16 protein-coding genes are annotated in these 23,837 nt (G+C 73.6%); 4 read left to right on the top strand and 12 right to left on the bottom strand.

The features are described 5' to 3' along the window. Positions 1–12 precede the first annotated feature (12 nt). The 3 genes from AB0E62_RS19605 to AB0E62_RS19595 form a co-directional block, all read right to left on the bottom strand. Positions 13–693, bottom strand: a complete 681-nt coding sequence (locus tag AB0E62_RS19605; protein ID WP_362194853.1) for an AIM24 family protein — start codon at positions 691–693, stop codon at positions 13–15. Positions 694–704: 11 nt separating this feature from the next. After that, on the bottom strand, positions 705–2,402 hold the full coding sequence (locus tag AB0E62_RS19600; RefSeq protein ID WP_362194850.1) for a TerD family protein: 1,698 nt from the start codon (positions 2,400–2,402) through the stop codon (positions 705–707). A gap of 152 nt (positions 2,403–2,554) precedes the next feature. Then, complete coding sequence (locus tag AB0E62_RS19595; RefSeq protein ID WP_362194847.1) at positions 2,555–3,160, bottom strand: M48 family metallopeptidase; 606 nt, start codon at positions 3,158–3,160, stop codon at positions 2,555–2,557. 276 nt (positions 3,161–3,436) lie between these two features. On the opposite strand from AB0E62_RS19595, the gene AB0E62_RS19590 reads away from it, so the two are divergent. Together AB0E62_RS19590 and AB0E62_RS19585 are read left to right on the top strand one after the other, a co-directional pair. Then, the gene (locus tag AB0E62_RS19590; protein WP_362194844.1) at positions 3,437–4,651 is read left to right on the top strand and encodes a TOMM precursor leader peptide-binding protein; all 1,215 of its coding nucleotides are present in this window, start codon (positions 3,437–3,439) and stop codon (positions 4,649–4,651) included. After that, a complete protein-coding gene (locus tag AB0E62_RS19585; protein WP_362194841.1) occupies positions 4,644–6,038 on the top strand; it encodes an AarF/ABC1/UbiB kinase family protein in 1,395 nt (464 codons plus the stop codon). The genes AB0E62_RS19590 and AB0E62_RS19585 overlap by 8 nt, the downstream gene beginning before the upstream one ends. A 139-nt stretch (positions 6,039–6,177) precedes the next feature. Here AB0E62_RS19585 and AB0E62_RS19580 read toward each other — a convergent pair whose 3' ends face one another. The 4 genes from AB0E62_RS19580 to AB0E62_RS19565 form a co-directional block, all read right to left on the bottom strand. Next, positions 6,178–6,501 (bottom strand): hypothetical protein, encoded by a 324-nt coding sequence (locus AB0E62_RS19580; RefSeq protein ID WP_362194838.1) that lies wholly within the window; start codon positions 6,499–6,501, stop codon positions 6,178–6,180. After that, positions 6,498–6,866 carry a WhiB family transcriptional regulator gene (locus AB0E62_RS19575; protein ID WP_362194835.1) on the bottom strand — a complete coding sequence of 123 codons (369 nt, stop codon included), beginning with the start codon at positions 6,864–6,866 and terminating at the stop codon, positions 6,498–6,500. The genes AB0E62_RS19580 and AB0E62_RS19575 overlap by 4 nt, the downstream gene beginning before the upstream one ends. A gap of 173 nt (positions 6,867–7,039) precedes the next feature. Continuing rightward, positions 7,040–7,360, bottom strand: coding sequence for a hypothetical protein (locus AB0E62_RS19570; RefSeq protein WP_362194832.1), 321 nt, complete (start codon positions 7,358–7,360; stop codon positions 7,040–7,042). 164 nt (positions 7,361–7,524) lie between these two features. Then, positions 7,525–9,720: an ATP-dependent DNA helicase UvrD2 gene (locus AB0E62_RS19565; RefSeq protein ID WP_362194829.1), complete on the bottom strand. Its 2,196-nt coding sequence runs from the start codon at positions 9,718–9,720 to the stop codon at positions 7,525–7,527. A gap of 252 nt (positions 9,721–9,972) precedes the next feature. Here AB0E62_RS19565 and AB0E62_RS19560 point away from each other — a divergent pair, with 252 nt between their 5' ends. Then, the gene (locus tag AB0E62_RS19560) at positions 9,973–10,215 is read left to right on the top strand and encodes a mycoredoxin (RefSeq protein WP_362194826.1); all 243 of its coding nucleotides are present in this window, start codon (positions 9,973–9,975) and stop codon (positions 10,213–10,215) included. A gap of 61 nt (positions 10,216–10,276) precedes the next feature. Here AB0E62_RS19560 and nudC read toward each other — a convergent pair whose 3' ends face one another. The 5 genes from nudC to AB0E62_RS19535 all read right to left on the bottom strand — a co-directional run bounded on the left by nudC (position 10,277) and on the right by AB0E62_RS19535 (position 20,702). Further along, positions 10,277–11,221 (bottom strand): NAD(+) diphosphatase, encoded by a 945-nt coding sequence (gene nudC / locus AB0E62_RS19555; RefSeq protein WP_362194823.1) that lies wholly within the window; start codon positions 11,219–11,221, stop codon positions 10,277–10,279. A 152-nt stretch (positions 11,222–11,373) separates the two neighbouring features. Next, complete coding sequence (locus AB0E62_RS19550) at positions 11,374–12,777, bottom strand: dipeptidase (protein ID WP_362194820.1); 1,404 nt, start codon at positions 12,775–12,777, stop codon at positions 11,374–11,376. Positions 12,778–12,830: 53 nt separating this feature from the next. Next, positions 12,831–16,511 carry a UvrD-helicase domain-containing protein gene (locus AB0E62_RS19545; RefSeq protein WP_362194817.1) on the bottom strand — a complete coding sequence of 1,227 codons (3,681 nt, stop codon included), beginning with the start codon at positions 16,509–16,511 and terminating at the stop codon, positions 12,831–12,833. Positions 16,512–16,623: 112 nt separating this feature from the next. Beyond that, positions 16,624–20,055 carry an ATP-dependent DNA helicase gene (locus tag AB0E62_RS19540; protein WP_362194814.1) on the bottom strand — a complete coding sequence of 1,144 codons (3,432 nt, stop codon included), beginning with the start codon at positions 20,053–20,055 and terminating at the stop codon, positions 16,624–16,626. Between the two features lie 257 nt (positions 20,056–20,312). Then, positions 20,313–20,702 carry an MGMT family protein gene (locus AB0E62_RS19535; RefSeq protein WP_362194811.1) on the bottom strand — a complete coding sequence of 130 codons (390 nt, stop codon included), beginning with the start codon at positions 20,700–20,702 and terminating at the stop codon, positions 20,313–20,315. 186 nt (positions 20,703–20,888) lie between these two features. On the opposite strand from AB0E62_RS19535, the gene AB0E62_RS19530 reads away from it, so the two are divergent. Beyond that, positions 20,889–23,777 (top strand): lysylphosphatidylglycerol synthase domain-containing protein, encoded by a 2,889-nt coding sequence (locus tag AB0E62_RS19530; protein WP_362194808.1) that lies wholly within the window; start codon positions 20,889–20,891, stop codon positions 23,775–23,777. Positions 23,778–23,837 lie beyond the last annotated feature (60 nt).

Genomic DNA, 23,837 nt, shown 5'->3' with positions numbered 1-23,837 from the left:
TCTGGCTCCCCCTCAGCCCCGGATCCGGAGGCGGTCGGTGCTGTCCTCGCTGGGCTGGACGACGACGATGCCCTGTCCGGAGAAGGCCATCTGGTAGGCCTCGCCGCTGCCCCGGCCGATCAGCGACTGGGCCTTGAAACTGCGCTTGCCCTTCACCTTCAGGTTGGGCGACCAGGCGACGAGCGCGTCCGGGTCGACGTACGTCTCGTCCTCGCCGCCCCCGCAGTCCACGACGATCGGCGTGCCCCGGGAGGTCAGCGCGACCCAGCCCTGACCGGAGATCCTCGTGTTCCACAGGCCCTGGCCGGCGAACTTCGCGAGCCCCTTCACCCGCTCCACGCCCCAGCTGAGGTGGGCGTCGAAGGCGAGGAGGTTGGTGGCGTTGACGGAGATGCCGTCGCCGTCGAGGTTGATCACGACGACGTCGGCGCCGTAGTCGGCGAGGTAGAGCAGGCCGTCGCCGGAGCACTTCATCAGCGGCGCGCCCTCGCCGGTGGCCCAGTCGCGGGCGATCTGGCGGACGGCGGGCGGGTTGGGCTCGTACTGGATGAAGCCCTCGTAGGCGACCATCGAGCCCACGCGCGCGAGGAGGTCGTTCCCGGTCTGGAGGGCGACCTTCAGCATGTGGCTGCCGTGGTTCTCCATGCGGGCGGTGACGGGTGCGGGGGTGAAGCCCGCGAGCGGCTGGTTCATGACGGGCTCCCTCAGACCTCGTACGGCTGGACGACGATGAAGTTGCCGGGGGCGCCCCGGAACTGGAGGTTGACGCTCTCGCCGGTGTCGCCCGGGTAGGCGTTGCGGCGCATGCGGACCTGGCTGGAGACGATCACCTGGGAGCCGGCCGACCAGGCGACGACGGCGTTGCAGTCGGCGAAGGTGGTCGGGGTGACCGGCAGCACCACCGGGGTGCCGTGCGTCTTGACGACGATCGTGCCGGTGCCCTGGAACTGCATGGTGAACAGCGCGCCGCCGGGGATGCCGTGGCCCTCGATGCGGCGGACCTCGTAGCTCAGGCTCTCGTCGAAGGCGAGGACGTTCTCCGCGGAGACGCAGATCGCGTCGCCCTGGAGCTCGACGGGGTGCAGATGGGCGGAGTTCTCGGCGAGGAAGACCTGGCCCTGGCCGGAACAGCGCATGAGCTGCATCTCCTGGCCGGTGGCGTTGCCCACGACGCGGCCCATGAAACCGGCGCCCTTGTAGCCGAAGTCGACCTTGCCCTGGTAGAGCACCATGCTGCCCTGCCGGGCCAGCACCGGCCGGCCGCCGATGCCGAGGTCCACGCGGACGAGCGCCTTGTTCTGCTGGGTCCAGCGCCGGCCGGTCGGCGTCTCCTTGAACATCTGGAGCGCGGCCGTCACCCCGGCACCGCCCTGCGGCGCGCCCTGCGGCACTTCGTAGCCGGCGGGCCGGCCGGGTGCCTGCCCGTAGCCCGGGGGCATGGGCGGGGCGGGCTGATCGGCGCCGTAGGGGGCGGGCTGACCGTATCCCGGGGGCATCGGCGCGCTCGGCAGGCCGCCGTACGAAGGCTGCTGGGGCGGGCGGCCGTAGGGCGTGGGGGCCGCGGGAGCGGGGGTGGCGGGTGCGGCCGGCGGTGGGACGGTGCCGCCGGGCGGGGCCAGGGGGGCGACGACCGTGGGGGCCGCGTGCACGTGCGGCGCGGGCGCCGGGGGCGGGGTGTGCCCGGGCGGCGGGGCGAAACCCTGCGGGGCAGACGCGGGTGCGGGGGCCGGTGCGGCTTCCGGACCGGGCGGGGCGGCGAACGCGGGCGGCGGCGCGGCCGGGGCCGAGGGGGCAGCGGCCTGGGCGGGCGGGGCGAAGCCGGGGATCCCGCCGGGCTGCGGCTGCTGCGGGGCGGCGGGGGCGGGGGCCTCCTCCTCCAGCACCTCGCCGCCGAAGTTCCTCAGCAGCGCCTCCAGGCCGCCGTCGAAGCCCTGCCCGACCGCGGCGAACCGCCATCCGTCCTTGAAGTAGAAGTCACCGAGCATCACGGCCCGCTCGGTGGAGAACTCCGAGCCGTCGAAGGAGTACCGCGCGACCTCTTCGCCGCCCGCCACGATGCGCAGGTACCCGGGGCCGATCTGCGACATCTGGCCGGCGCCGTCGATGGTCGCCGTGAAGGACAGCTTGCGGATCCCGGAGGGGACCCGGTCGAGCGTGACCCGGAACGACTCGGTGTCGCCCGCCTGCGCGCCCAGCAGCTGGATGGACTCCTCGGGCGACTTCGGCTGGTTGAAGAAGACGAAGTACCGGTCGTCCGAGAGCCGTTCGTCGGCGTCCAGCCCGAAGCAGCTGATGTCGAAGGTCAGCCCGGGACCCGAGATCCGCACGCCTACGTACAGATCCGTGCCCAGCGTGAGGTCGCTGATCCTGGCCTTGTGGCCGCGTTGGAATTCCCTGGCCATGCGTTACGACCGTCCCCCATCCCGAATGCGAGTGCGTCGCGTCAGGCTAACGGCAAGGACCGACAGCGAGGCCGAAGGGTCCTGGTCGGTACAGAGCCGGTACACAATCGCGCCCGGTCGCGGACACGACAGGCGCCCGGGCGGGCGGGGTGTCAGTCGTCCCGCTCGCCGCGCGCGCCCGGCACGTGCGGCAGCCGTGCGGCGGCGACCACCCCTTCGAGGTATCCGCGGGCCCGCTCGGTGCGCGGATAGGCGTCCAGCAGCCGCCAGAAGTCGGGACCGTGCCCGGGGACCAGCAGATGCGCCAGTTCGTGACAGAGCACGTAGTCCACGACGTAATCCGGCATCCCCTGGAGGCGGTGCGAGAGCCGGATGCTGCCCTCGGCGGGGGTGCACGAACCCCAGCGGGTGTTCTGGTTGGTGACCCAGCGCACGGACACGGGCCGGGCCCGGCCGTCGAAGTACTGGGCCGACAGCCGTTCGGCACGCTCGGCCAGCTCGGTGTCGCCCAGCCTCTTCCTGCTCTCCTGGGCGGCGAGTTTGTCGAGCATGACGGTCACCCAGCGCTGCTCCTCCGCCTTGGACATACGGGCGGGGATCAGCACGACGGTGCGATCGCCCTCGCGGTACGCGGAGACCGTGCGACGGCGCCGGGTGCTCCTGCGGACCTCGATCGCGCTCGCGCCCGGGCCGCCGGGCGGCTGGCTCGTCGTACTGCGCGGTGGTTCACCGGCGCGGTGCAGAGGGTCGGCGGGCACGCCCCGACGTTACCCGGTGGGCACGGGCAAAGTCCCGGCGCCGGAAGCGTTCACCGCCGATCCCCCACCATGTGTTTGATTCGTACGACCGATCCGCCGTTCCGTTCTGCCCATATTCATATATTTCGATGGATTGACGCACTCTTCGATTTGTACGATGAACCCGTCCGCCTGTGGATAACTTTCGGCACCCGGCGGCCGGTCCGGGCATGCTGGCAGTCGTTTCTTTCCCGCTCGTTCCGCTCTGGGACTTTTCGATGGGTACGGGGGTCTGGCATGCATCCGATGGTGAAGCCCGCACTGCGGCGCGGCTGGCGCGACCGCGGCACTGTGCAGTTCGGGATGACCCCGGCCCACGCGGTGACGCTGGGCCCGGTGGACCCGGCGACCGAGGGCTTGCTGAAGCTGCTCGACGGCACTCGCGGGCTGGCCTCGCTGCGCGAGGAGGGCCGCCGTGCGGGCGTGCCGGCCGCCCGGGTCGACACCCTGGTGACCCGACTGGCCCGGGCCGGCCTCGTCGACGACGCCCGCGGCGGCGGCCCGGCCGCGGCCGCGCTGCGGGAGACGACGGACGTCCTCGACCGGCTGCGCCCCGACCTGGCCTCGCTGTCCCTCGTCACCCCCGAGCCGGGCGCCGCACCGGCCCGGCTCGCCGCCCGGCGCGCGCTGAGGGTGCGGGTGCGGGGCGCGGGCCGGGTCGGCGCCCTGCTGGCGTCGGTGCTGGCGGGCGCCGGCGTCGGCGAGGTCGACGTGCACGACGGGGGCCGCGTCGAGCCGTGGGACCTGGCACCCGGCGGGCTCACCGCCGAGTCGCTCGGTGACCGCCGGGACGCGGCGGCGCGGGCCGCCGTCCGCCGCGCCGCACCCGGCCGCCCGCCGCGCCATGCCCATCGCCCGGGGTCGGGCGCCGGAGATCCGGGCTTCTCCCTGGTGATCCTCGCGCCCCGGGAGGACATCGCCGTGCACGCCCCGGACCCTTACGCCGCCGAACCGCTCCTGGCCTCCGGCACGCCCCATCTGTACGCCGGTGTGGTGGAGGGCACGGGCGTCGTCGGGCCGCTGGTCCTGCCCGGCGAGTCGGGCTGTGCCGGCTGCCTGGACCGGGACCGCCGGGACCGGGACCCGGCCTGGCCCCGCCTGGTCACCCAGTGGCGCTCCGGCCGGGTCCGCCGGGTCGCGGCCTGCGATCTGGCCCTGGCCACGACGGTGGCCGGCCTCGCGGCGGCGCACGCCCTGGCCTTCCTCGACGGGCGGTCACCGGCCGGCGCGGGCACCCGCTGGGAGGTCCGCCTGCCCGGCCTCGACTGGCACGCCCGCCCGGTCCGGCCGCATCCGGAGTGCGGCTGCGGGGCGGCGACGAGAAGGAAACGGGAGCGCTCCTCAACCGACGGGGAGCAGCGCGAGACAATGGCGGTGCAACGGCCGTCGACGGAGCGACGAAGCGAAGCAGGCGCGGCACGGCCGACTGGGACCTGGAGGGCGCATGTCTGATCTTCCCCGGAAGGCGGTCACCCGTACCGCCAAGCTCGCCGCGCTCCCGCTCGGCTTCGCCGGGCGGGCGACCTGGGGGCTGGGCAAGCGGATCGTGGGCGAGTCCGCGGAGCTGGTCGGCCGCGAGCTGCAACAGCGCACGGCGGAGCAGCTTTTCAAGGTGCTCGGCGAGCTGAAAGGCGGCGCGATGAAGTTCGGGCAGGCCCTGTCCGTCTTCGAGTCGGCGCTGCCGGAGGAGGTCGCCGGCCCCTACCGGGCGGCCCTGACCAAGCTCCAGGAGGCGGCTCCGCCCATGCCGACCCGCACGGTGCACTCGGTGCTCGAGGAGCGGCTGGGCGCTCACTGGCGGGAGCTGTTCGAGGAGTTCGAGGACAAGCCGGCCGCCGCGGCCTCGATCGGCCAGGTGCACCGGGCGGTGTGGCACGACGGCCGCGAGGTCGCGGTCAAGGTGCAGTACCCGGGCGCCGGTGAGGCGCTCCTCTCCGATCTCGGCCAACTGAGCCGGTTCGCCCGCCTGTTGGGTCCGCTCATCCCGGGCATGGACATCAAGCCGCTGATCGCGGAGTTGCGGGACCGGGTCTCCGAGGAGCTGGACTACGGCCTGGAGGCCGAGGCCCAGGCCGCGCACGCCGAGGAGTTCGCGGACGACCCCGACGTGGTGGTCCCGGCGGTGGTGCACCAGTGCGAGCAGGTCCTGGTGACCGAGTGGATCGACGGCGTCCCGCTGTCGGAGATCATCGCGGACGGCACCGAGGAGCAGCGCGACCGGGCCGGTCAGCTCCTGGCCCGCTTCCTGTTCTCCGGCCCGGCGCGTACCGGCCTGCTGCACGCCGATCCGCATCCGGGCAACTTCCGGCTGCTGCCCGGCGGGCCGGGCGGGGAGGACGACTGGCGCCTCGGCGTCCTGGACTTCGGCACGGTCGACCGGCTCCCCGGCGGCCTGCCGGCCCCGATCGGCGTCTCCCTGCGGATGACCCTGGACGGGCAGGCGGAGACGGTCTACGAACTGCTCTGCGCGGAAGGGTTCGTCAAGGAGACCATCGAGCTGGACCCGGAAGCGGTCCTGGACTATCTGCTGCCGATCATCGAGCCGGCCCGGGTGGACTCGTTCACCTTCACCCGTTCCTGGATGCGCGGCCAGGCCGCCCGGATCGCCGACCCGCGCTCCCCCGCCTACCAGCTCGGCAAGCGGCTCAACCTGCCTCCGGCCTATCTGCTGATACACCGGGTGACGCTCAGCACCATCGGGGTCCTGTGCCAGCTGGGTGCCACGGTCCGGTTGCGGGACGAGCTGGAGGAATGGCTGCCGGGCTTCGCGTCCGGCGCGGCCGGGGCCGACCCTGACGACACCGATGGGGACGAGGAGGAGTCCGCGGCGGGGGCGTGAGCCCGCGCTCCGAAGTCCGGGAGAACTTCTCGCCGGGGGCGCGACGTGCCGCGGGGGCCGGTCCGTTCGGCCGGACCGGCCCCCGCGGGGAAGCTTCGCCTCCCGGGTCCGGGAGGCCACCGCTGCTCAGGTGTGCCGACTACTGCATGACGGCCATGGCGAGCGCGCGGCGCGCGCGCAGCGAGGCACGCTCGGCCCGGCGCTGCATCCGCTGGGCGACCGCCAGGCGCATGGCCCGGCGTTCCCGTACGGCGTCATGAAGCCGGTCGTGCATATGCGCACGAGCCAGGGCTTCTTGCATGAGTTGCATCTCACGGTTCCTGTTCTGGCGCGCTTCGGTGGCGCCGGTGATGGTGGAGTCTGGGGTCGCGGAGCCGGCGGGCTCGCTGGCGGACGGCTTCATCGGGGCCTGCTTCTTGGGGTCGTGCGTGAGGGGGCGATCGATCGTTCCTGCGGTGTTCATGCTGTGACCGGGTTCTTCCGCGGGCGGCCACGCGGCCGCTTCCGGGCGACGACGACCCCCTGGACGAACAGCTCGCCACCCCAGACACCCCAGGGCTCGCGCCGCTCCTTGGCACCGGCGAGGCATGCCTCCATCAGCGGGCAGGTGCGGCACAGGGACTTGGCGTACTCCACGTCCGCGGGCGACTCGGCGAAGAAGACCTCCGGGTCGTAGGAGCGGCAGGGCACGGCTACGCCGAGGTTCTCGATGGCGTCGTCGAGCGCGGTGAGCGCGGTGAGGGGGGTCAAGGCGGAGTCCTCCGTGAGGCCGGGCGGGGGGATCGTTTGCGAAGGCGGTACGGACGGGGCGTGCGCTTCGAGTTGCACGATGGGTTCTTCCTCGTCTGTTGGTCCGGCCGGTTGACCGGGTGTCGGCTTGGTACCGGGTTCTTTTCTTGTCCCGAGGCCCCTTCGCTCCGCCGTCCCGTTCGGGACAAACAGAAGGGCCGCGGATCCCGGATGGGGTTCCGCGGCCCTGAAGGCGCCGGCCTGATCGATGATCAGGCTGGATCACTCCAGGGTTCTGGCCCACGGAAGGCCCACATCAGGTGGTGCTGCGTCGTCTGCTTCATGAATCCGGCACCGGCCGCCGCAAAGGCATAGGCGTGCGCCTGTGCCGCTACCGCTTCCAGTGCCTTGGTCGGTCGCTCATTGCGCTCGCGGACAGGAAGAACCGCGAGGGCAGGGGAGGACGCCGGACGCACGGCACGGATGCCGGACAGACCGGTGCCCTGGTCCGGGGCGCCGAGCATGCACGTGGAGACGGTCGAGCGATCGGTCAGTTTGGCCGTGCTGATGGTGCTGAAGTTGATGCTGATCACTGGACTCGCCTCCTCTCGGCGTCTTGGGGACCGGGGTGAACCAGTCCGCTCGGATGTGCAAGTACAACACGGAACCGGGGCCTTCGAGAAGGCCGCTGCTTCCGTGCCTAGAACCTATGGGGATTGCCGGGGCATGCGCAAACTATTTTTTCGACGAGTTCCCATCAGTCGTCCCCTCCGGCCTCACCAGGCTCCTGACCTGCACAGATGGCCAGAACGTCGGCGCCGTAGCTGCGCAGCTTGCGGCTGAGGACACCGGGGATGCGGGCGAGTTCGGCGGAGGTCTCCGGGCACGTTTCCGCGATGGCCATGAGTGTCCGGTCCGTGAAGACGCAGAAGTCCGGCTGGCCGCTCCGCTCGGCCTGGACCGCCCGCCACTCGCGCAGCCGCTCGTAGAGTCCTTCGTCCATGTCCGAGGGGCAGTCCTCGCAGCGCATCAGCTTCATCTCGCCCGCGTCGGTGAGCGTGCGTCCGCACACCCGGCAGCGGGCGGGGGTGCGCTGGGTGCGCCGCGGGACGGCGAGGGGACCCGTGGTGAATCCGCGCTCGACTCCGCCGCCCGTGCCGCCGCCGGTGTGTCCGACGGTGGGGGTGGTGCCGGGGCGCAGCCCGTCCAGGAAGCGGCTCGGTCTGCGGTTGGGGCGTCCGCCGGGCGAGCGGGACAGGGCCCAGGAGACATGGAGGCGCTCCCGGGCGCGGGTGACGCCGACGTAGAGCAGCCGGCGCTCCTCCTCGATCTGCTCGTCGGTGCGGGCGTAGGTGATGGGCAGCATGCCCTCGGCGACGCCGACCAGGAAGACGACGTCCCACTCCAGGCCCTTGGCGGCGTGCAGTGAGGCGAGGGTGACGCCCTGGACGGTCGGGGCGTGCTGGGCGTTCGCCCGCTCGTCCAGTTCGGCCACGAAGTCGGCGAGGGTGGCCGTGGGGCGGGCGGCGGCGAGGTCGTGGGCGAGGCCGACCAGGGCGGCCAGGGACTCCCAGCGCTCCCGGACGGCCCCGGAGCCGGCCGGCGGCTCGCTGGTCCAGCCCTCGCCGGACAGCACCGCCCGCACCTGGGAGGGCAGGTCCACGACGTCGTCCAGCAGGGAGTCGTTGCCGCCGAAGCGGGCCGCGCCGCGCAGGGCGACGCCGGCCTTGCGGATCTCGGGCCGGTCGAAGAAGCGCTCGGCCCCGCGCAGCTGATAGGGGACACCGGCGTCGGCGAGCGCCTGCTCGTAGGTCTCGGACTGGGAGTTCGTGCGGAACAGCACGGCGATCCCGGCGGCGGGGACGCCCGCGTCGATCAGCTCGCGGATGCGCCGCGCGGCGCCCTCGGCCTCGGCGGGCTCGTCGGTGTATTCGGTGTAGACGGGATCGGGTCCCGGGGGGCGCTGGGAGACGAGTTCCAGCCGGTGTTCGGCGGCGCGGCCCCGGGCCTGGGCGAGCAGGCCATTGGCGAGGCGCACCACTTGGGGGGTCGAGCGGTAGTCACGGACCAGCTTCACGACCGTGGCGCCGGGGTGCCGGACGCGGAAGTCGAGCAGATGGTCCGGGGTTGCTCCCGTGAACGAATAGATCGTCTGACTGGCGTCGCCGACGACGCACAGGTTGTCCCGGTCGCCGAGCCACAGGTCCAGCAGCCGCTGCTGGAGGGGGCTGACGTCCTGGTACTCGTCCACGACGAAGTGCTGGTACTGCGCGCGGACCTGTTCGGCGATGTCGTGCCGGTCCTGGAGGACGGCGACGGTCAGCAGCAGGACGTCCTCGAAGTCGATCACCGTGCGGTCGCGCTTCAGATCCTCGTAGGCGGCGTAGAGGTGGGCGATCTCGGCCGGGTCGCGGGGGGTCTCACGGCCGGCCTTCGCGGCCGCGTACGGATAGTCGGCGGGGACGGTCTGGGTGACCTTGGACCATTCGATCTCGGCGGTCACGTCCCGCAGCTCGTTCCGGTCGAGGCGGGTGCCCAGGGACGCGGCGGCGTCGGCCACCAGCTGGATCTTGCGGTCCACCAGCCGGGGCATGGAGCCACCGATCGCTTTCGGCCAGAAGTACTGGAGCTGGCGCAGCGCGGCGGAGTGGAACGTACGCGCCTGGACGCCCTGGGCGCCGAGCTGGCGCAGCCGGCCGCGCATCTCTCCGGCGGCCCGGTTGGTGAAGGTGACGGCGAGCACGCTGGACGGCTGCAGGATGCCGGCGCGCACCCCGTAGGCGATGCGGTGGGTGATCGCCCGGGTCTTGCCCGTGCCCGCTCCGGCCAGCACGCACACCGGACCGTGCAGGGCGGTGGCCACCTCGCGCTGCTCCGGGTCGAGCCCTTCGAGCACCGCGTCGGCCGACTCCGGCACCCGCGGGAAGAGGGTGGAATGCGTTGCTGCTGTCACACCGCCATGCTGCCAGGTCGCCCGCGACGGCTGTGCACGTTGTCCACAGGCGGGGACTCGCGGTCGTACTGATTACAGGCTGATCGTCGTACTGATGCGGCAGGCATCACACGGGACACGCTCAGGCATCGGACACGCCGCGGGCGGCGTGCTGAAGCAGCCCGGGTATACCCCGCCCGGGAATGAGCGCCTTGTCCCTCGTGTTCTCCTGCAGGACGAGATTTCCCGAGCCGTGCGAGGAGAGCGAGAGACATGCAGGGCACTGTGACGATGTACAGCACGACGTGGTGTGGCTACTGCCGGCGGCTGAAGAGTCAGCTGGACCGGGAGGGCATCGCGTACAGCGAGATCAACATCGAGCAGGACCCCGAGTCCGCCGCTTTCGTGGAGAAGGCGAACGGCGGCAACCAGACGGTCCCGACCGTGCTCTTCCCGGACGGCACCACGCTGACGAACCCGTCGCTGGCCCAGGTGAAGCAGAAGCTCTCCGTGTGACCCTCCGCGGTGCGCGACGAGAAGGGCGGTCCCGGTTGTTTCCGGGGCCGCCCTTCTCGTGTCACACGAAGCTGCGGGTCGGCAGCGGCTTGCCGTACCACATCTCGATCAGCCGGGCCGCGATGGAGATGCCGTAGGGCGGCAGCACCTCGCCGGACTCGAAGGCCTCGTGCAGTTCCTCGCGGGAGAACCAGCGCGCCTCGTGGATCTCGTCGCCGTCGACGTCGATCTCGGTGGACGTGGCGCGCGCCATGAAGCCGAGCATCAGGCTGGACGGGAAGGGCCAGGGCTGGCTGGCGACGTACTCGACCGGGCCGACGGTGACGCCGACCTCCTCGGACACCTCGCGGCGCACCGCCTGCTCGATGGACTCGCCGGGCTCCACGAACCCGGCGAGCGTGGAGAAGCGGCCCTCGGGCCAGTGGACCTGCCGGCCGAGCAGGATGCGGTCCTCCTCGTCCGTCACCGCCATGATCACGGCCGGGTCGGTACGCGGGTAGTGCTCGGCGCCGCAGGCCTGGCAGCGGCGGATGTGGCCGGCCGCCGCGATGACCGTGCGCTCACCGCAGCGGGAGCAGAAGCGGTGGGTGCGCTGCCAGTTCTCCAGACCCACGGCGTGCACCATGAGGCCGGCGTCGCGCGCAGACAGCAGCAGCCCGGCCTCGCGCAGTCCGGCCGGGCGCGCGGACTGGTCGATCCGGCCGGGCAGCGAGTCCTTCTGCAGCGCGAAGTAGCTGACGCCCTCCTCGTCGATGCCGAGGAAGTAGCGGTGCGCCTCGGTGAGCGGCGCCTCGAAGGACGGCGTCATGACGAGTTCGGTCCGGCCGTCCGGCGTCTCGTCGATGAGCACCTGGCCGCCGGAGACCACGAAACAGCGGGTCGTGGGGTGGCTCCACGCAGCCGCGAGCCAGGCCTCGTCCAGCCGGTGGTGGGCGGCGCGGTCGATGCCGCTCGGGGCGGTCAGCGAGATGGGTCGGTCGGCTGTGTGGTCGGTCCAGGTGGTCACGTGTGCTTCCAACTCCCCCAGTACAACGGTTTTCGGCGGGCGGTTCGGCGGGACGTGGGCGGGAGGGCACCGGGTCGGGCGCGGGCGGGGCGGGCGGGGCGGTCCTTCCAGTGTGCCCCGCGCGCGGTGCCCTTCCGTACGGCGCCGGCCGGTCAGGGTGCGGTGCGCCAGTTCCGGGCCAGGTCGTCCCACAGGTAGGCACTCGTCTCGACGCCCTTGAGGAGGAGGTCCAGCTCGACCTTCTCGTTGGGCGCGTGCCAGCCGTCGGACGGGACGGAGATGCCCAGGAAGAGCACCGGCGCGCCGAGCACTTCCTGGAGGTCGGCGGCGGGCCCGGAGCCGCCCTCGCGGGTGAAGCGGACCGGCTTCTCGAAGGCGCGGCCCATGGCGCGGACCACGGACCGCAGCGCCGGGTGGTCGAGCGGGGTCAGGCACGGGCGCGTGGCCGAGCCGAAGTCGGTCTCGCACCGGATCCCGGCGGGTACCTGCTCGGCGGCCCAGGCGCGGACCGCCTTCTCTATGTGGTCGCGGTCCTGGCCGGCGACCAGCCGGAACGACAGCTTGACCATGGCCGTGGAGGGGATGATCGTCTTGCTGCCGGGGCCCTGGTAGCCGCCGCCGATGCCGTTGACCTCGGCGGTGGGACGGGCCCAGACGCGCTCGAGGGTGGTGTATCCGGCCTCGCCGTGGGTGGCCCGCGACTTGGCCGTGCGCAGCCAGCGCTCCTCGTCGAAGGGCAGCTCGGCGAACAGCTCGCGCTCGCGGTCGGTCAGCTCCACGACGCCGTCGTAGAACCCCGGTACCGCGACGCGTCCGTGCTCGTCGTGCAGGGCGGCGACCAGGCGGGCGGCGGCGGTGGCCGGGTTGGGCACGGCACCGCCGAAGGAGCCGGAGTGGATGTCCTGGTCCGGGCCGTACAGCCGGATCTCGCACTCGGCCAGGCCGCGCATGCCGGTGCACACGGTCGGGGTGTCCTCGGCCCACATGCCGGTGTCGGAGACGATCACGGCATCCGCGGCGAGCCGGCCGGCCCGCTCCTCGACCAGCGCCCGGAAGTGCGGGGAGCCGGACTCCTCCTCGCCCTCGATCAGCAGCTTGAGGTTGACGGCCGGCGCGGTCCGGCCGGTGGCGGCCAGGTGGGCGCGGACGCCGAGTGTGTGGAAGAACACCTGGCCCTTGTCGTCGGCGGCCCCGCGCGCGTACAGGCGGTTGCCGCGCACGACCGGCTCGAAGGGGTCGCTGTCCCAGCCGTCCTCACGGGCGGCGGGCTGGACATCGTGATGGCCGTAGACCAGGACCGTGGGTGCCTCCGGGTCGCCCGAGGGCCACTCGGCGAAGACGGCGGGGGCGCCGGGGGTCTGCCAGACCTCGGTGGTGGGGAAGCCGGTGTCTTCGAGCTGGGCGGCGAGCCAGTCGGCGCTGCGCCGTACGTCGGGCGCGTGGTCGGGCTGGGCCGACACGGAGGGGATGCGCAGCCACGCGGCGAGGTCGTCGAGGAACGTGGCGCGGTGCTGCTCGATGTACGCGCGGACGGCGCTGTCCGGGGTCTGGCTCATGCATCCGAGCCTATCGGCCCGCACCGACAACCTGGGCGGGCGGTTCGTCACACTCAGCTCGCCTCCCGTGTGCTCTGCGTCTCACCCGTGAGCAGCCGCTCCAGCGCGGCCCGGTCGGGCAGGCCCTCGGGGCGTACGACCTCGCCGGTGCGCACATACAGGAAGGCGGCCGTGACCGACTCGGGCGGGACGCCCTGCTGCTCGGCCCAGCCGAGGCGGTACACGGCGAGCTGGAGCGGGTCGGCGGTGCGGGTGCGGCCGGTCTTCCAGTCGACAATCTCGTACGTCGCCTCGTCGCCGTCCCCGTTTCTGTAGACGGCGTCGATGCGGCCCCGGACCACCCGGCCGGCGAGGGTGATCTGGAAGGGCGCCTCCACCCGGTACGGCGTGCGCCGGGCGTACTCGGTGCGTTCGAAGGCTTCCTTCAGGGCTTCGAGGTCGTGTTCGTCGGCGATCTCGGCGTCGCCGCCGGGCAGCTCGTCCGGTTCCAGAAAGGGCAGGGTCAGTTCCTCGAAGCGGGTCTCCACCCAGGCGTGGAACCGCGTGCCCCGGCGCGCGGCCGGCTGCGGGGGGCGCGGCATGGGGCGCGCCAGTTCCTGGGCGAGCGCGTCGGGGTCCTCCGCCAGCAGCAGGAGCTGGGACGCGGTGAGCGTGGCGGGCAGGGGGACGTCGGTGACGGCCTGCCGCGCGCGCAGCAGTTCCCCGGTGAGCGCGTCGAGGTCACGGTCCCAGGAGGCGATGGTGCGGGCCTCCTCGGGGGTCGGACCGGTGACGGGCCGGGGTCCGTCCGGCGGGGCGGACGCCTGGTGGGGGACCAGGCCTACGGGGCCCTCGGGGGCGGGCTCACTGGCCACGGCCCGGGAGAGGGTGGCGGCCGGGGGCGCCTCGCCCGTCCCGCCGTCGTGCCGCTCGTCGTGGGGCGCCTCGCCGGGCTCCTGGCCGTGAGGTGGCAGGTCCTCCTCGTCGCGGCGGACGTCCGCGTACGGATCGGCGCCGTGCGGGTCGTCGTAGGGGCCTTCGTAAGGCTCCTCGTCATAGGGGCCTTCGTAGGGCTCCTCGTCGTACGGATCGCCGTACAGGTCGTCGTACGGCTCGTCGTCCGGGGGTGCGGGCCAGTCGGGGTGTTCGTCGCCGGCGGGGTCGTGCAGGGCCGGGCCGGGGCCCTCGGGGCGGCCGGCGAGGGCGTCCAGGTGGGCGAGGACGGTCTCGGCGGCGGCACGGCGGCGGGCCAGCGCGCCGGCGTCCAGCGGGAGCGGCCAGACCTGGTCCGCGTCCACCGTGTGCAGGGCCGGGTTCTCCGCGTCCTCGGCGGGCTCCTCCGCCCACGCCTCGATCTCGCCGTACCCGGCGGCGCAGTGGTCGTACAGGGCCTGGAGGAAGCCGGAGGGGCCGCGCCTCTTCTTCTGGCTGGGCCCCCACCAGTGGCCGGAGCCGAGCAGGAGCGAGCGGGGGCGCGTGAAGGTGACGTAGCCGAGGCGCAGTTCCTCGGTGTGCTGGTGCTCCTTCATGGCCTCGTGGAAGGCCTTCATGCCGCGCGCGTCCCAGCTGTCGACATCGGGCAGGGTGTCGCTGTCGCCGCGCAGGGCGTGCGGCACCACCTTGGCCTGGGCGGTCCACTTCTCGCGGCCCTGGGCGCTGGGGAAGGTGCCGGTGACGAGCCCGGGGACGGCCACGACGTCCCACTCCAGGCCCTTGGACTTGTGGGCCGTGAGCACCTTGACGGTGTTCTCGCCGCCGGGCAGGGCGTTGTCGAGCCCCTTCTCGTACTGGGCGGCGGTGCGCAGGAAGCCGAGGAAGGCCAGCAGGGTCGCCTCGCCGTCGCTCGCGGCGAAGGAGGCGGCGACGTCCAGGAAGTTGGACAGGGTCTCGCGGCGGCGCGCGGCCAGCGCGTGCGGGGACGCCGACAGCTCCACTTCGAGGCCGGTGACGGCGAGGACGCGGTGCAGGACGTCCATCAGCGGGTCGGACAGCGAACGGCGCAGGTCGCGCAGTTCGGCGGCGAGGCGGGCGAAGCGCACGCGCGCGTCCGGCGAGAACGGCAGCCCGTCGTCGTCACCGTCGCCCTCGACCGGCGTCTCCAGGAAGGTGTCCAGGGCGTCGGCGAGCGATATCACCTCGGCCGGGTCGACGCCCTCGACGGCCGCCGCGAGCCGGCGCTCCGGGTCGTCGCCGGCGTCCACGCGCGCGTGGGCGACCAGCAGGCGGGCCCGGCGGCCCAGCAGGGCGAGGTCGCGGGGGCCGATGCGCCAGCGCGGTCCGGTCAGCAGGCGGACCAGGGCGGCGTTGGCCCCGGGGTCCTGGAGGACTTCGCAGACGGCGACGAGGTCGGCGATCTCGGGCAGATGCAGCAGCCCGGACAGGCCGACCACCTCGACGGGGATGTCCCGGGCGACCAGGGCGCCCTGGATCTCGGCGAAGTCGGTGGCGGTCCGGCACAGGACAGCGATCTCGCCGGGTGGCGTGCCGGTGCGCACGAGGTGGGCGAGGGAGTCGGCGATCCAGTCGATCTCCTCGGCGTGGGTGGGCAGCAGGGCGCAGCGGACCGTGCCGTCGTACTCGGCGCCGGGGGCCGGGCGGAGGGCCTCCACGCCGGCGTGCAGGGCGCGCAGGGGGGCGGCGAGGCCGTTGGCGAGGTGGAGCAGGCGCCCACCGCTGCGGCGGTTCTCGCTGAGCGCCTGCCGGGCGGCGGGACGGCCGTCGGCGCCCGGGAAGTGCTCGGGGAAGTCGTCCAGGTTGGCGACGGAGGCGCCGCGCCAGCCGTAGATGGCCTGGCAGGGGTCGCCGACGGCGGTCACCGGGTGGCCGGTGCCGCCGCCGAACAGGCCGGCCAGGAGGACGCGCTGGGCCACGGAGGTGTCCTGGTACTCGTCCAGGAGGACGACGCGGAACTCCTCGCGCAGCAGGCGGCCCACCTCGGGGATGCCGGCGAGGCGGGCCGACAGGGCGATCTGGTCGCCGAAGTCGAGCAGGTCCCGCCTTCGCTTCTCCGCTCGGTAGCGCTGGACGAGGTCGGCGAGTTCCCGGCGGGCCGCGGCCGCCTCCGGGACCTTGCGCAGATCGGCGTTGGTGAGCTTGGCACCCTCCAGGGTGCGCAGCAGGCCGGCGTCCCAGGTGCGCAGTTCCGCGGGGTCGACGAGGTGTTCGGCGAGTTCGGAGTCGAGCGCCAGCAGGTCGCTGACCAGGTCGGCGAAGGAGCGGGTCAGCGCCGGGTACGGACCCGGGGCCTCGCGCAGCACGCGCGCGGCGAGCTGGTAGCGGGTGGCGTCGGCCAGCAGCCGGGAGCTGGGTTCCAGGCCGATGCGCAGGCCGTGGTCGGTGAGCAGGCGGCCGGCGAAGGCGTGGTACGTCGAGATGACGGGCTCGCCCGGCGGGTTGCCGGGGTCCGGCCAGGGGGTGTCGGCGCCCGGCGCTGTCGTCGAGGAGTGGCGGCCGGGTGGCGGAAGGGCCTCCGGGTCGGTGATGCCGGCCTTGACCAGCGCCTTGCGGACGCGTTCGGCGAGCTCGCCAGCGGCCTTGTTGGTGAAGGTCAGGCCGAGGACCTGTTCGGGGGCGACCTGTCCGGTGCCGACCAGCCAGACCACACGGGCCGCCATCACGGTGGTCTTGCCCGACCCGGCGCCGGCCACGATCACCTGCGGGGCGGGCGGCGCGGTGATGCAGGCCGTCTGCTCCGGGGTGAACGGGATGCCGAGGAGCTCCTTGAGCTGCTCGGGATCGGTGATACGGGCGGACATGTCGAAAGAGGCTAGCCGGGGGCACTGACAATCGGGCGCGGACCAGACCTGCGGAATGGAAGAAGCGCAGGTCAGCACGGTTGGTGGGGTAGGTCACGCCTGCCGCGGGCGCTCACTCCACGACATGCCGGCCCTCCGGCCGCGCGCTGCACGAGGCGCGGAAGGCGCAGTGCGTGCAGTGCTGCCCGGCGCTGGGCGTGAACCGCTCGTCCAGGACCTTGCCGGCGGCGGTGGCCAGCAGCTCGCCGACCCACTCCTGTGCCGTCGGTTCCTGGCTCTGGACCTTCGGCAGGCCGTCGCCCCCGTCGCGCTTGGCGGCGCCCTGGCGGAGGTGGACCAGTTCGGCGCCGCCCGGCTCGGGACGGATGCCGTCGAAGGCGGTGTCGACGGCGCCTTCCCGGAGGGCGAGCTGGTAGACGGCGAGCTGGGGATGGCGCTCCACCTCACGCGTGGTGGGCGCCTGCTTGCCGGTCTTGAAGTCGACGACGTAGGCCCGGCCCGCGGCGTCCTTCTCCACGCGGTCCATCTGGCCGCGGATGCGGACCTGGTAGTCGCCCGCTTCGAGGGTCACGTCGAAGTCCTGCTCGCTGGCCACCGGCGTGCGGCCGGCCCGGTCCAGCACATGCCAGTTCAGGAAGCGCTCGAGCGCCACGCGCGCGTTGTCCTTCTCCTGCCGCGACTTCCAGGGGGCGTCGAAGGCGAGCGCGTTCCACACCGAGTCCAGGCGTTCCATGAGGACGTCGAGGTCGGCGGGGGTACGGCCGGAGGCGACCTCGTCGGCGAGGACGTGCACGACGTTGCCGAAGCCCTGCGCGGTGGTGGCGGGGGCGTCGGCCTTCACCTCGCGACCGAGGAACCACTGGAGCGCGCAGGTGTTGGCGAGCTGGTCGAGGGCGCTGCCGGAGAGCACCACGGGCTGGTCCCGGTGGCGCAGCGGCACCTTGCTCTCGGTCGGCTCGTACATGCCCCACCAGCGGTAGGGGTGCGCGGACGGCACCAGCGGACGGCCGTCCTCGTCGGCGAGCGCGGCGAGCCGGGCCAGCCGGCGGGCGGCGGCCTCGCGCAGTACGGCCGACGCGCGCGGGTCGACCGTGGTGGCGCGCAGCTCGGCGACGAGCGCGGCGACGGACAGCGGACGGCGGGGGCGCCCGGTGACGTCCCTGGGCTCGACGCCCAGCTCGTTCAGGAACCGGGACGGCTGGTCGCCGTCGTCGGCCGGAGCCTTCACGGCGGTGACGACGAGGCGGTCACGCGCGCGCGTGGCGGCGACGTAGAACAGCCGTCGTTCCTCTGCGAGCAGCGCGCCCGGGGGCAGCGGCTCGGCGAGGCCGTCGCGGCCGATGCGGTCGGCCTCCAGCAGCGAGCCGCGGCGCCGCAGGTCCGGCCACAGGCCCTCTTGGACGCCGGCGACGACGACCAGCCGCCACTCCAGGCCCTTGGAGCGGTGCGCGGTCATCACGCGGACGGCGTCGGGGCGGACCGCGCGGCGCGTGAGCGTGTCGGCGGCGATGTCCTCGGCCTCGATCTCGGCCAGGAAGTTCAGGGCGCCCCGGCCGCCGGTGCGCTCCTCCGCGCGCGCGGCGGTGGCGAACAGCGCGCAGACGGCGTCCAGGTCGCGGTCGGCGTTGCGGCCGGCCGCGCCGCCGCGCCGGGCGGCCCGCTCCAGGCGCGCGGGCCACGGTGTGCCGTCCCACAGGTCCCAGAGCGCCTCCTCGGCGGTGCCGCCGCCCGCGAGGCGCTCGCGGGCCTTGCGCAGCAGCGCCCCGAGTCGCTGCGCGCCGCGCGCGTACGCCGGGTCGTGCACGGCCAGGCGCTCGGGCTCGGCGAGCGCCCGCGTGAGCAGCTCGTCGGAGGGGGGCGGCAGCGGGTTCCCGGCGGCGCGCTCCTCCTCGCGCAGGGCCCGCCCGAGGCGGCGCAGATCGGCCGCGTCCATGCCGCCGAGCGGGGAGGCGAGCAGGGTGAGGGCGGTCTCGGTGTCCAGCCAGAGGGTGTCCGCCGCCGGTTCGACGGCGCCGGTGGTCCGGCCGCCGGTGTCCGTGACGGCTGCCCCGGCGGACGGGCCGGCCTCCTCGGCGCGGGCGCTCCGACCGCCCTCTTCCGTGCCACCGCCCTCCTCCGTGCCATCGGCCGGCTCCGCCGCCCGCTGTCGCGCCGCCGCCGTGGCGACCGCGCGCAGGGCCGTGAGCAGCGGTGCCACCGCCGGCTCGTGCCGCAGCGGCAGGTCGTCGCCGTCGATGTCCACGGGGACACCGGCCGCGGTGAGGGCGCGGCGGAGGTTCGGCAGGGTGCGGGAGCCGGCGCGTACCAGGACGGCCATGCCGCTCCAGGGGACGCCGTCCTCCAGGTGCGCACGGCGCAGGATGTCGGCGATGTTGTCCAGTTCGGCGCCGGCCGTCGGACAGGTGTGGACCTCGACCCGGCCGCCCTCCCGTACGGGGGCCGGATCGCGGTGGGCGCGGACCTTGTCGGCGGGCAGCCGGGTCAGCGGCATCCGCCGGGTGATCAGACGGGTCGCGGCCAGCAGGGCGGCGCCCGAGCGGCGGGCGGTGCGCAGCACCTCGACGGGGGCGGGGCGGCCGTCGGCGCGCGGGAAGGCGGCCGGGAAGTCGAGGATGCCGTTCACGTCGGCGCCCCTGAAGGCGTAGATCGACTGGTCGGGGTCGCCGAACGCCACCAGGGTGCGCCCCTGTCCGGCCAGGGCGTGCAGGAGCCGGACCTGCGCGGGGTCGGTGTCCTGGTACTCGTCGACGTACACGGCGTCGTACTGGGCCGCGAGCCGGGCGGCGGTCTCCGGGTGCCGGGCGAGCAGGACCGCGCGGTGGACCAGTTCCGCGTAGTCGATCACGCCCTGGAGGTCGAGGGTGTCCAGGTACTCGGCGAGGAACGCGGCGGCGGCCCGCCAGTCGGGGCGGCCGAGGCGGTCCGCGAAGGCGTCCAGGGCCTCCGGGCCCAGGCCCAGCTCGCGGGTGCGGGCGAGGACGGCGCGGACCTCGTCGGCGAAGCCGCGCGTGGTCAGGCAGGCGCGCAGTTCGTCCGGCCAGCGCACATGGGTGAGGCCGAGCCGCTCCAGTTCCGGCTGGCCGGCGAGCAGCTCGCGGACGGCGACGTCCTGCTCGGGGCCGGACAGCAGCCGCAGCGGCGTGGTGAACCGGTCGCTGTCCTGGTGGGCGCGGACCAGGGCGTAGCAGTACGAGTGGAACGTGGTCGCCCTGGGCGCGCGGGCGGCGCCCATGCGCAGGGCCATACGGTCGCGCAGGTCGACGGCGGCCTTGCGGCTGAACGTCAGCACCAGGATCCGCGCGGGATCGCCGCCCCGGGCGATCCGGGCGGCCACGGACTCCACGAGGGTGGTGGTCTTGCCGGTGCCGGGACCGGCGAGGACGAGCAGCGGCCCGCCGCGGTGGTCAACCACGGCGCGCTGCGCCGCGTCCAGACGAGGGGGATCCGCGACGGGCGGCGGGGTACGGACCAGTCGGTAGGCGCCACGTCTCCCCTGTCGCACCGAGGGGTGCGACAGGCGCCTGGTGGACGAAGAGGAGCTCACGTGATCGGCCGGTCCTGGTGGTTGTGCTGGCGGGTGGGCGGTCAGGCGCGCGAGGCGGTGACCGCGGGGTGAGGGGGACACGTGCCGCCGACGGTACGCCGCCGCTCCGGTCGGAAGCAGGGCTTCCGGTTCATCCCGCGGGGCGCCGGGGCCACGCGTGTCCCACCCCTCACGAACGTACGGCATGCCACGGACGTCCCCGATGTCACCCGGACGGACCACGGGTCTGCCCTGGCGGCCGCCGATGGCGGAAGCTGTCAGATGTGACCCTCCGCGTCCGCGCCGCCGTCCCAGCGGGCCCGTCGCATGTCGAGCCGCGGGAGATGGCCCTGCGTGGTCCTGCCCGCCTGCTTCAGCGGGGTGCCCTCCGCGCGGTAGCGGGCCAGCGCGCGCAGCTCGTGTCCGGGCAGCAGCACGCCGTCGGCGCGTACGACCCGCCACCACGCAACGGCGCCCCCGTAGAGGGCCATCACGCGGCCGACCTGGCGCGGGCCACCCTCCTCCAGCCACTCGGCCACGTCGCCGTAGGTCATGACCCGGCCGGGCGGGATCCGCTCGGCGACCTCCAGGACCCGCTCGGCGTAATCGGGCAGCGCGTCCGCCGGGTACCCGTCGTGGGCGTCTTCGGGAGGGCTCTGCTCGCTCATCCATCCCATCCTGCCGCACCGCGCCGGCATCCCGGCGGGGGGCGGCACGACCGGCGCTCGCACCGCCGGGCGGCGCTTCCGGCAGACTGTGCGCCCGCGCATCCGCACCCTGATGCCCCGGTGTGTCGGTGGGGCATGCCACCATCGTGCGGGCGGTGACTGGTGATACGAGACCAAGAAGAGAACATGGACGAGCAGGGCGCGCACCCCGATGAAGCGGCGGGCACCCCTGACGCCTCCGTGCACCCGGACACCGCCCGCACGGGCGAGCCTGGCGCCGGCGCGCGGCGGGAGGGCACCGGTCCGCGCGAGAACGACGCCGTACGTGAGGACGAGAACCCCCCGGAGGACACCGCCGAGGACACCGCCGGTGAGAGCTCCCTCAGCTCTCTCACGCGCGCGCGTGGCGGCGGCGCGGCTCCCGGGCGGACGCCGGGCGCCGGGCACACGCCCCCGGGCGCCCTGCCGTACGACGACGACCCGCACGCCGAGCGGGTGGCCGTCGACGAACCGCTGCTCCCCGCGCGCGTGCACCGCCCCTCCGACCTCATGCGGCTCCTGGCGGGCATCCTGGCCATCGTGGTGCTCCTCGCGATCGCCGCGTTCGCGCACGGCACCACCTCGGGCCTCGAACAGGACATCAACAAGGGCACCGGCCAGGCCCCGGACCTGCTGATCAAGATCGCGGGGCTGGCCTCCAGCATCGCGATCCTGCTGGTGCCGGTCGCCTTCGCCATCGAGCGGCTGATCAAACGGGACGGGCTGCGCATCGCCGACGGCGTCCTGGCCGCCGTCCTGGCCCACGGGGTGACGCTCGCCACCGACCTGTGGGTCGCCCGGGCCGCCCCGGACTCGATCCAGGAGGCGCTCACCCAGCCCTCGCCGGGCGACATCCACGCCCTGACCGACCCGGTGCACGGCTATCTGGCCCCCGTGATCGCCTACATGTCGGCCGTCGGCATGTCGCGCAGACCCAGATGGCGCGCGGTGCTGTGGATCGTCCTGCTGCTCGACGCGTTCTCGATGCTGGTCACCGGCTACACGACCCCCTTCTCGATCATCCTGACGGTGCTGATCGGCTGGTCCGTGGCCTACGGCACCCTCTACGCGGTCGGTTCTCCCAACGTCCGCCCCACCGGCCAGACGCTGATGGCGGGCCTCAGGCACGTCGGCTTCCACCCCGTCAGCGCCTCCCGGGAGGACGCCTCGGACTCCGAGAGCGGCGACCGGGGCCGGCGCTATTTCGTCACCCTGGAGGACGGCCCGCCGCTGGACGTCACGGTCGTCGACCGGGAACAGCAGGCACAGGGCTTCTTCTACCGCGCGTGGCGCAATCTGACCCTGCGCGGCTTCGCCACCCGTTCCAGCCTCCAGTCGCTGCGCCAGGCGCTGGAGCAGGAGGCGCTGCTGGCGTACGCGGCGATCGCGGCGGGCGCCAACGCGCCGAAGCTGATCGCCACCTCGGAACTCGGTCCCGACGCCGTGATGCTCGTCTACGAGCACACCGGGGGCCGCACCCTGGACTCCCTGGGCGACGAGGAGATCACCGACGAGCTGCTGCGCAACACCTGGCACCAGGTGCGGGCGCTGCAGTCCCGGCGCATCGCGCACCGCAGGCTGGCCGGAGACGCGATCCTGGTGGATCGTTCCGGCAAGGTGATCCTCACCGAACTGCGCGGCGGCGAGATCGCGGCCGGGGAACTGCTGCTGCGGATGGACGTCGCCCAGCTGGTCACCACGCTCGGCCTGCGGGTCGGCGCCGAACGGGCCGTGGCCTCGGCGGTCGGCGTGCTCGGGCCGGACGCGGTCGCCGACTGCCTGCCGATGCTCCAGCCGATCGCCCTGACGCGCTCCACGCGCGCGACGTTGCGCAGGCTGGCCCGCGAGCGGGCCCAGCGCGAGCGCGAAGCGGTGCTCGAAGCCTCGCGGCAAGCCAAACCGGGCCGTCTGGAAGAGGCGTCCGAAACGGCCGGGCCGGCTGCCGGGAAACCCGACAAGAAGGCCGTACGCGCCGAGCAGCGGGCGGAGAAAAGGGCCATCGACGAGGCCATCGAGGAGGCCCGCGAGGAGGACCTGCTCACCCAGATCCGGCACCAGGTGCTGCGCATCAGACCCCAGGCGCCCGTGGAACCGGCCCGCCTGGAGCGCGTCCGGCCGCGCACACTGATCAGCTTCATCGCCGGCGCGATCGGCGCGTACTACCTGCTGACGCAGCTGACCCACATCCAGTTCGCCACGCTGTTCGCGCAGGCCCAGTGGGGCTGGGTGGCCGCCGCGGTGCTGTTCTCGGCGCTCAGCTACGTCGCCGCGGCGATGGCGCTGCTGGGATTCGTACCGGAGCGGGTCCCGTTCCCGCGGACGGTGGCGGCGCAGGTCGCCGGGTCGTTCGTGAAGATCGTGGCACCGGCCGCCGTCGGCGGGGTGGCCCTCAACACGCGCTTCCTCCAGCGCGCCGGCGTACGTCCGGGGCTCGCGGTGGCGAGCGTCGGCGCCTCGCAGCTGTTCGGGCTCGGCTGCCACATCCTGATGCTGCTGTCCTTCGGCTATCTGACCGGCACCGAGAAGACGCCGTCGCTGTCGCCGTCCCGCACGGTCATCGCGGGCCTGCTGACCGTGGCCGTCCTGGTCCTCGTGGTCACCTCGGTGCCGTTCCTGCGGAAATTCGTCGTCACGCGCGTGAGGTCGCTGTTCGCCGGTGTCGTCCCGCGCATGCTCGACGTGCTCCAGCGGCCCCAGAAGCTCGTCACCGGCATCGGCGGCATGCTGCTGCTCACCGCCTGCTTCGTGATGTGCCTGGACGCCTCCATCCGCGCCTTCGGGGACGGTTCGGTGTCGCTGAGCATCGCCAGCGTCGCCGTCGTCTTCCTCGCGGGCAACGCGCTCGGTTCCGCTGCGCCCACCCCCGGCGGCGTGGGCGCGGTCGAGGCGACCCTCACCGTCGGCCTGATCGCCGTGGGCCTGCCCAAGGAGGTCGCCGCGCCGGCCGTCCTGCTGTTCCGGCTGCTGACCCTGTGGCTGCCGGTCCTGCCGGGCTGGCTGGCCTTCAACCACCTCACCCGCAAGGGAGCCCTCTGAGCGCCCGGTGATGTAGCCCGGACGGCCCGCGCCCCGCGCGAGCCGGCCCGCGCGCGCTCA

Source organism: Streptomyces sp. NPDC038707 (assembly GCF_040636485.1).
Taxonomy (GTDB): domain Bacteria; phylum Actinomycetota; class Actinomycetes; order Streptomycetales; family Streptomycetaceae; genus Streptomyces.
Note: the sequence above shows the minus strand (reverse complement) of the source record. Positions and strands in the feature narration are given on the sequence as shown.